The sequence below is a fragment of the Actinoallomurus acaciae genome, from assembly GCF_042429965.1.
GTDB lineage: Bacteria > Actinomycetota > Actinomycetes > Streptosporangiales > Streptosporangiaceae > Actinoallomurus > Actinoallomurus acaciae.
Window position 1 is genome coordinate 1 of the sequence record NZ_JBHLZP010000942.1, and the last position, 1745, is coordinate 1745.

2 protein-coding genes are annotated in these 1745 nt (G+C 75.4%); both read right to left on the reverse strand.

The features are described from left to right. Nucleotides 1-1437: condensation domain-containing protein (locus ACFFNX_RS49170; protein WP_378213361.1), on the reverse strand; the 1437-nt coding region annotated here is incomplete at its 3' end. Beyond that, on the reverse strand, nucleotides 1434-1745 hold a 312-nt coding region (locus ACFFNX_RS49175), incomplete at its 5' end, for a phosphopantetheine-binding protein (protein WP_378213362.1). The genes ACFFNX_RS49175 and ACFFNX_RS49170, both read right to left, overlap by 4 nt.

Sequence of the window (1745 nt, forward strand, 5' to 3'; positions counted from 1 at the left end):
GCCGTACGTCAGCGTCCCGCCGGGACCGATGACCGCCGGAGCATCGGGGCGTTCGGCGGCCCGCCGGAGGAACGCCTCGTGCACCGGCTCGTCCGGGACGGGACGTACGGGCCCCTGGCCGGCGGCGCGGCGCGCGGCCTGGCCGGGCGGCAGCAGGTCCAGGTCGTCACGGCCCCAGGCCGTCTCGTCGTCGGCGAGCCGGGTGAGCAGGCCGGTCCACGCCGTGAACATGGTGTCGAGCAGGCCGGGCGGGAAGAGCTCCTCCACGGCGTCCCAGTTGCACGCGAGTGTGCCGCGGCGCTCCTCCACCTGCGCGTCCAGGTGCACCTGCGGCGTCTGGGTGACGCCGTACACGTGGGTGAGGGTGCGTTCGAGCAGGTGCGGCGTTGCCGCGGTCATCGCGAGCGTGCTGGTGAGCACCACCGGCATGCGTACGGGCTCTCCGCCCCGGACGCGGGTGAGCTCGCGCAGCAGGCGCACGCCGCCGAGTCCCCGGTGCTCCAGCCCGTCGAGCAGGTTCCGCTGGATCCCCCGGGCGCGCTCACGGAACGTGGCGGGCCGCAGGTCGGCCTCGGCCAGCGTGAACGAGGCGAACTCCCCGACCAGGTCGGCGGCGCCCGGCACCGCCGGGTCGCGGTTCATGCTGGGCACGTTGAGGGTGAAGCGCTCCCCCGCGCCCCAGCGCCCGAGCACCTCCGCGTACGCGGCCAGCAGCGCGCCGGTGGGCGTGACACCGTGGGCCGCCGCATGCTGCTTGAGGCGACTCCAGGTCGCGGCGTCGAGGCTGGTCTCGCGGCGGGTGAACCGGGGACGGGCCACGGTGGCCGGGTCGCGGGCGAGCGGCAGGGCGGGAGCGTCCGGCAGCGTCGCCAGCCGCTCCCGCCAGTACGCCAGGTCCTCCTCCGGCGGGTCCGTGTCATGGGCCAGAACGTGGTCCCGGAACGTGCCCTCGACCGGGGGCAGGGCGGCGTCGGCGTTCTCGTAGTAGGCGGACAGGTCGCGGTACATGACATGCCAGCTCGCCCAGTCGACGGTCAGGCCGTCGAACCCGACGCAGACCCGGCACACTCCGTCGCCCAGGAGGCACACCGCGACGGAGAACAGCGGCCACCGGTCGGCGGGCCGCACCTCGTGGGAGAGGCGCTCGCGCAGCCCGGCGAGGACCTCGTCCGCGTCGGCGCGGCCCCGCAGGTCGACGATCTCGATGGGCGGGTCCGGGACCTCGGGCAGGATCCGCTGGCCCTCGTGGGCGACGACGGCCCGCAGCATGGGGTGCCGGTCGACCAGGCGCCGCCAGGCGTACGCGAACCTGCCCGCGTCCAGAGGGCCTTCGAGCTCCAGGTACGCGTGGGTGCTGACGTTGCCGAGCTCGTACAGGTCGCCGCGGCCGACGAGGTACGCCTGCTGCGTGTCGGTCAGCGGGAACAGGTCGGTCACGGCTGGTTCTCCTCGGTCGGGGCCGTTCCGCGCCGCGCCCGGCGACGGGCCAGGGCCTCCCGGCCGCGCAGCGCCCGGGCGCGGGCCTGTTCGGCCGCCGGCGGCTCCGCCGGGCCGGAGGCGTCGCCGCCGCGTTCGAGATGGGCGGCCAGCCGGGCCACGGTCGCGTGCGTGAACAGGTCGAGCAGTGGCACCTCACGGCCGAGGCGCTGCCGCATCAGCGTCTGCACGCGGACGAGCAGCAGCGAGTGGCCGCCGAGGTCGAAGAAGTGCTCCTGCGCGCCGACCCGGTCGATCTCCAGCACCTC